Below are 6,531 nucleotides of genomic sequence, written 5' to 3'. Positions count from 1 at the left end.
CGGTCGGCGCGCCCTCGGCCAGGCCGAGCGCGCGGCGCAGGCCCGGCACCGCGCCGGACTGCCCGCCCCACACCTGGGACGCGCGCAGGATGGCCAGCACCAGGTTGACCCGCGCCTCGCCGTCGGGCGCCTGGCCCAGAACGTGCAGGCCGTCGCGGATCTGGACGTCCTTGATCTCGCAGAGCCAGCCGTCCACGTGGAGGAGGAAGTCGTCGAACTCCTCGTCGTCGGGGCGCTGTTCCAGGCCCAGGTCCTCGTGCATGTGCGCGGCCTGCATGAGGGTCCAGATCTGCGCGCGGATGGACGGAAGCTTGGCCGGGTCCATCGCGGCGATGTTGCCGTACTCGTCGAGCAGCTGCTCGAGGCGGGCGATGTCCCCGTACGACTCCGCGCGGGCCATGGGCGGGACCAGGTGGTCGACGATCGTGGCATGCGCGCGGCGCTTGGCCTGCGCGCCCTCGCCCGGGTCGTTGACGAGGAAGGGGTAGATCAGCGGCAGGTTCGCGATTGCCGCGTCGGTGGCGCAGTCCGCCGAGAGGGCGGCGTTCTTGCCCGGCAGCCACTCTAGCGAGCCGTGCTTGCCGATGTGCACCAGCGCGTGCGCGCCGAAGCCGTGGGCCAGCCAGCGGTAGGCGGCCAGGTAGTGGTGGGACGGCGCGAGCTCGGGGTCGTGGTAGATCGCCACGGGGTTCTCGCCGAACCCGCGGGGTGGCTGGATGAGCAGCACCACGTTGCCGGCCTGCAGGGTGGCCAGGACGAGCTCGCCGGCGTCGTTGACGAACAGGGTCCCCGGCGCCTCGCCCCACGCCTCGACCATCTCGTCTCGAAGGGTCGCGGGCAGGTCGGCGGTCCAGCGGAGGTAGTCCTCGGTGGAGATCCGGACGTGGCCGTCGGTGAGCTGCGCGGTCGTGAGCCACTCCTCGTCCTGGCCGCCCGCGTCGATGAGCGCGTGGATGAGGGCGTCTCCGGCCTCGGTGTCGGTGGCGTAGGCCTGCTCGTCGAGGAACTTCGCGATCGGCCCGTCCGCCGGGCCTAGATCGTAACCCTCGTCGCGCATGCGGCGCAGCAGGCGGATCGTGGATACCGGGGTGTCCAGGCCGACGGCGTTGCCGATGCGGGAGTGCTTGGTCGGGTACGCCGACAGGACCAGCGCGACCTTGCGGTCGGCGGGAGTTACGTGGCGCAGCCGGGCGTGGGCCACGGCGATCCCGGCGACGCGCGCGCACCGCTCGGGGTCGGCGACGTAGCGGGGCAGGCCGTCGGCGTCGATCTCCTTGAACGAGAACGGGGCGGTGATGATGCGACCGTCGAACTCGGGGATCGCGATCTGGTTGGCAGAGTCCAGCGGGTTGACGCCGTCGTCCGACTCCGACCAGTCGTCGCGGCCCCAGGTCAGGCACAGGCCCTGCAGCACGGGGATGTCCAGGGCGGCGATGCGCTCGACGTCCCACGCCTCGTCGTCGCCGCCCGCGCTGGCGGACCCGGGCGTGGTGCCGCCGGCCGCCAGGACGGTCACGACCAGCGCGTCCAGCGTGCCGAGGGCGTCGAACAGCTCGTCCGGCGCCGAGCGCAGGGAGCCGGCGAAGATCGGTACGCCCACCCCACCGGCGGCGTCGATCGCGTCGGCCAGCGCGTGCGCGAATCCGGAGTTCCCGCTCACCTCGTGGGCGCGGTAGTAGAGCACGCCCACGCGGGGGCCGCCCGGCGACTGGTCAGACCCGCCCGCGTTCTCCCAGGTCGCGTCGCGGGAATCGCGGCGTTTGTGACCACTCGCCGGGGAGTCGGCGCCCGGCCGCTCCGGCATCCCCCACACCGGCACGCTCACCGGCGGCTCGAAACCGGCGCCGGTGAGCAGCACCGTGTCGGAGAGGAAGGCGTGCAGCTGCGCGAGGTTGGTCGGCCCGCCCTCGGCGAGATAGCGGTGGGCCTCGGCGGCGGTCCCGATGGGGACGGTCGACAGTTCCATGAGGTCGGCGTCCGGGGTCTGCTCACCGCCCAGCACCACCACGGGCACGCCCGCGCCCAGGACGGCGGCGAATCCGTCATCCCACGAGCGACGCGAGCCGAGAATGCGGACCACCACCAGGTCGGCGCCGGTGATCAGGGCGGGCAGGTCGGACTCGACGTGCAGGCGCGACGGGTTGCCGAGTGTGAACTCGGCGCCGGATTCGCGCGCGGAGAGCAGGTCCGTGTCGGAGGTGGACAGTAGTGCGATGCGGGGCACGTCGGAGCGTGCCGGGGCGTCGTCAGGGGACGCCGAACGCCGGTCGGGGCGCATGTTCTTCTCCAAACCCTCGTGGAACATGTCGCCGTGGCCGGTCTCCTGGCTTCCGCATCAGCACCGCGCGACCGACCTTCCCGGGCTCTCGCCCAGTGGCCCCCGCCCCCACGTGTGGGGCGGACGAGGGTCGCGTGGCTCCGCGACTACAGTGGCGAGGGCCGCGCCGGCTTCTCCTCCGGCTTCCCGAGCACCACGGCACGGGCGAGCCTATCCGCCGTCCCGCCCGGACCACCCTTCGCCCTCGGAAGCCACCCCGGCTCGGCTGCCGGCGCTCTCACCGCCCGCGCTGACCTTCCTACCCCGTGCTCGCCGTGCTTAGACTCGGCGTGTGCCAGCTGATCGGGCGAGGACCGAGCTCCCCCCGGTCATGACCACGATCGTGGGCGTGACCGTGGCGCTGGTCAGTGGCATCTTCGGCATCAGCGCGCACGGGCTCGCGGCGGACATGGGCCCGGTCTCGTTCGCCCAGGCGCTCACCGTGGCAGTCACCAGCGCCGGGATCGGCGCCGCCACCGCCGCCGCAGCCCGCTACCGGTTCCCGATCCTCGCCTCGGCGTCAGGACTGATCACCGGGCAGGGCGCCGTCCACATCGCGATGTCCGGCGGGCACTCGCACCACGGGTCCGGCTCGCACCCGCCGGGCCACCACGGCACCGACCCCGCGGCGCTCCGGGCCGCGATGGACACCGCCGCCCACGATGCGCTGGCCTCCGCAACAGCGTTGATGACGCCCGTCATGCTCGCCGCGCACATCGCCGCGATCGGCTCTGCACTACTGGTCATCGCTGCTCTCGCCGGCGCTCTGGCCTGGGTGTCCGCCCGGTCGATGCCGCCGATATCGACAGCGCACCTCGTCGCCGTCGTCGCCGTCGTCCCGGTCCCGCGCGGCGCCGACGCGCCGCTCAAGCGCTACCTGGTCTCCCGCGGTGGGACCAGAGCGCCGCCCGCTGCCGCATAGTCGCAGGTCCCGCACCCGCCGACGCGCGCCACGCCGCGCTCGGGCGGTGCGGTGACATGTCCGGGAGCGGCGCGCGGTGGATCCACCGTCCCCGCCTCCCGTGTCTCACCCGCAGCGGCCGTCAGATCGTCCCGCTGCGCCCACTCGGGCACCGATTCCTTCCCGCCCCGCTCGGCCAGCCAGCGCCGCGCGCAGCCGGGTCTCCGGGTGCCCGCCCTCACCGACCTCGCGGCCGCGCACGCCGCTCTCCGCAGACCAGCTCCGTGCTGCCCGGCGGGTAGTACCGACCCGCTCGCGGACCGCCTGATCCCGAAGGGATTCGCCTCTCATGACCGCCACCCATCCGGCCGAGCGCCACACCCGCGACCCCGGTGCTGCCGAACCGGCCCCGCCCGCGCGGCCCCTCTCCGCGCAGCTGGGCGCGATCCTCACCCGCGTCCACTTCTATGCGGGCCTGTTCGTCGCACCGTTCCTCGTCATCGCCGCTCTGTCCGGGGCCCTGTACGCGCTGTCCCCGACACTGGAGCGGCTCGTCTACGCCGAACAACTGACCGCGCCACCCGCGTCCACCGCACTCAGTCTGGAGCAGCAGATCGACGCCGCGCAGGCGCAGTTCCCGGAGCTCGCCGTGGTCCAGATCTGGCCTTCCGACGAGCCCGGCACCACCACCCGGATCCTGTTCGCCGACCCCGCGCTGGACGACGGTCTCAACCGCGCGGTGTTCGTGGACCCCGCCACCGGTGACGTGCGCGGCGACCTGAGCAGCCATTCGGGACTGGGCGAGCTCCCGCTGCGGAGCTGGATCTCCAGCCTGCACCGGGATCTCCACCTCGGCCCGCCCGGCGAGCTCTACTCGGAACTCGCCGCATCCTGGCTGCTGGTCCTGGGGCTCAGCGGAATTGTGCTGTGGTGGCGGAAGGTCCGGTCGACCCGTCACGGGAGGGCCGCAACCACCCGAACACTGCTGCGGGGCTTCCCGGCCCGTCCCGGCTCCCGCCAGAAGGCCATGAGCCTGCACGCCGCGCTCGGCACCTGGTTCGCGATCGCGATCCTCGGCATCGCGGTGACCGGCCTGACCTGGTCGGCGTTCGCCGGAGCCAACGTGGACACGGTCGTGGAGAAGATGAACTGGCGCTCGGATCCGCTGCAGACCTCCCTGGTCGCCGGCGCCGCGACGGACGGGGACGAGCACGCCGGGCACCTGGGGCACGGTTCGGCGGTTTCCGCCTTCGAGGTGCCGGTCGATCAGGTGCCGGTGGTCCTGGCCGCGGCGCACCAGGCCGGTCTCGAGGGCCCGGTGCAGATGGTCCCGCCGGCTGATCCGCACACGGCGTGGTCGGTGAGCGAGCGGTGGGTGCCGTGGACGTTCAGCTCCGATGCTGTGGCTGTGGACGGAGCCACCGGGCAGGTCGTCGACCGTCTCGACTTCCGCGACCTCTCGCTGTACTCGAAGCTGTCCTCGTGGGGCATCTACCTGCACATGGGCATGCTGTTCGGCCTACCGTTGCAGATCGCCCTCGCCGCAACCGCCCTGACGATCGTCGCGCTGACCGTCCTGGGGTATCGGATGTGGTGGACGCGTCGCCCGACGCGCGGGGGCCTGCCCGCCGGTCTGGGCGGGGTCACCGGCCATCGCTGGCCGGCGTATCTCATCGCCGGGGTTCTTGCCGTGGCCGTGGGGCTGTTCCTGCCGTTGCTCGGCGCGTCTCTCGCGCTGTTCGTCGTCGCTGACCTGCTGATATCGCTGCGGCGGTCCGTCGCCGCGAAGCGGCACGCCGAGATCGGGTCCACCACGTAGCGCTCGCCCCTGCCTGCCGGCGCGGAAGCAACGGCAGGCCGGGGCGGAAGCAACGGCAGGCCGGGGCGGCCCTCTCTCCCGGGCCGGGATGCCCTACCCCCGGGTGAGATTGCCCCTCAGAGCCAGTCGTTGCCCCCGAGCTGCAGCTCAGTGACGTCAAGCTGCGGCGTCAGGCCCGTCTCGGGGGCGAGCCCGTGCTTCTCCAAGACGGCGCGGATCGTCTCGGCGGCGTCGATGTTGAGGGGGCTGGAGACCCACATGCCGTAGGGCAGGTTGACGAAGCGGTTCTCGCGGACCGCCTTGAGGTCTCGGCTGGCGGGGTGCGCCTTGAGTGCGGCGATCTTGTCGTCGACGGTCTGCTCGCCGTAGTCGACGAACGCGATCATGTCCGGGTCCTCGGCGGCCAGGCGCTCCCAGCTGACACTTGTCCAGGTGTCGGCCACGTCCTCGGTCGCGCTGCGTGCGCCCGCCGCGTCGATGATCCCCTGAGGCCCGCCGAAGGAGCCGGACGACAGGATGGTGTCGCTGGTGCTGTCGACCAGGAAGATGGTGGGCCTGCCCTCGGGCGCGGGCAGAGCCCGGAGCGCTTCGAGCCGTTCAGCCACGTCGTCGGCGGCCGCGGCACCGGTCTCCGCGTTCCCGGTGATGATCCCGATGTTGCGCAGGTCGGTATCCAGAGCCTCCCACGGATCCATGGTGCCGCGCTGCACCTCGCCCTCGGCCTGGCGGCACGCCTCCGAGAGCTGGTAAACGCCGATGCCGTGCCCGGCGAGGATGTCCGGCGTCAGGCCCCGGGAGTCGGAGAATCCGTAGTTCCAGCCGGCGAACATGACGTCCGGCTCCGCGGCCACGACGTTCTCCAGGGTCGGGCCCTTGCCCGTCACCTCATTGAGCTGGTCGTACTGGTCACCGTACGCCAGACGCAGCAGGTCCTCGTCCTCCGAGGCGGCGGCCACGGCCGTGAGCTGATCGATAGCTCCCGCGGACAGGGCGATGGAGATGATCCCCGAGTCGTAGGCGAACAATTCGTCGACAGTCTCGGGGTAGGTCACCTCCTCGCCGCAGTTGACCACGGTGACCTCTCCCCCGGTGCCGCCGTCGGCGGAGTTCGTGGCATCGGAACCGCATGCGGAGGCCAGGGCCAGGGTGATCGCCAGGGCGGGGCCTGCCGTGATGACTGAACGCTTCATTGCTGATCTCTACTTTCTGTGGTGACCGCGTCCCCGATGAGCAAGTGGGGTCGACCGGTTCGTGGGTGGGCGACGATGTCGCCGTTGACGCCGAAGACCCCGTCCAGGAGGTCGGCGGTGAATATCTCGACGGGTGGCCCGTAGGCGACGATCCGCCCGTCATCGACCACGGCGACCGCATCGAAGTGACGGAGCACCAGGTCGAGGTCGTGGATCGCGGCCACCACCGTGGAGTGCAGGCTGTCCAGCGCGTCCATGAGCCGGAGTCGCCAGGCGGCGTCGAGGTGGTTGGTGGGTTCGTCGA

General features: G+C 71.9%; 4 protein-coding genes, 1 pseudogene and 1 riboswitch. Of the genes and pseudogenes, 2 read left to right on the top strand and 3 right to left on the bottom strand.

Going from position 1 to position 6,531, the window contains the following annotated elements; all coding sequences use genetic code 11:
* Window positions 1–2,224 (bottom strand): cobaltochelatase subunit CobN (locus HMPREF3086_RS01140; RefSeq protein WP_210401812.1); only part of this gene is annotated, 2,224 nt, incomplete at its 3' end.
* 71 nt (window positions 2,225–2,295) lie between these two features.
* Window positions 2,296–2,491: riboswitch (cobalamin riboswitch) on the bottom strand.
* 157 nt (window positions 2,492–2,648) lie between these two features.
* Here HMPREF3086_RS01140 and HMPREF3086_RS01135 point away from each other — a divergent pair.
* Together HMPREF3086_RS01135 and HMPREF3086_RS01130 are read left to right on the top strand one after the other, a co-directional pair.
* Entirely contained in the window at window positions 2,649–3,239 is a 591-nt protein-coding gene (locus HMPREF3086_RS01135) for a hypothetical protein (protein ID WP_061915792.1), read from the top strand.
* Window positions 3,240–3,567: 328 nt separating this feature from the next.
* Entirely contained in the window at window positions 3,568–5,037 is a 1,470-nt protein-coding gene (locus tag HMPREF3086_RS01130; RefSeq protein WP_061915795.1) for a PepSY-associated TM helix domain-containing protein, read from the top strand.
* Window positions 5,038–5,153: 116 nt separating this feature from the next.
* On the opposite strand, the gene HMPREF3086_RS01125 is transcribed toward HMPREF3086_RS01130, so the two are convergent.
* On the bottom strand, window positions 5,154–6,227 hold the full coding sequence (locus HMPREF3086_RS01125; RefSeq protein ID WP_070719748.1) for an ABC transporter substrate-binding protein: 1,074 nt from the start codon (window positions 6,225–6,227) through the stop codon (window positions 5,154–5,156).
* Window positions 6,224–6,531 (bottom strand): annotated as a pseudogene (locus HMPREF3086_RS19390) (ABC transporter ATP-binding protein); the annotation flags it as partial. The gene HMPREF3086_RS01125 and the pseudogene HMPREF3086_RS19390, both read right to left, overlap by 4 nt.

The organism is Dietzia sp. HMSC21D01 (genome assembly GCF_001815995.1).
GTDB classification, from domain to species: domain Bacteria; phylum Actinomycetota; class Actinomycetes; order Mycobacteriales; family Mycobacteriaceae; genus Dietzia; species Dietzia cinnamea.
Note: the sequence above shows the minus strand (reverse complement) of the source record. Positions and strands in the feature narration are given on the sequence as shown.

Excerpts from the sequence above, each read along its gene's own strand:
- HMPREF3086_RS01125 (WP_070719748.1), bottom strand. The coding sequence starts at position 6,227 with ATGAAGCGTTCAGTCATCACGGCAGGCCCCGCCCTGGCGATCACCCTG.
- HMPREF3086_RS01130 (WP_061915795.1), top strand. The coding sequence starts at position 3,568 with ATGACCGCCACCCATCCGGCCGAGCGCCACACCCGCGACCCCGGTGCT.
- HMPREF3086_RS01135 (WP_061915792.1), top strand. The coding sequence starts at position 2,649 with ATGACCACGATCGTGGGCGTGACCGTGGCGCTGGTCAGTGGCATCTTC.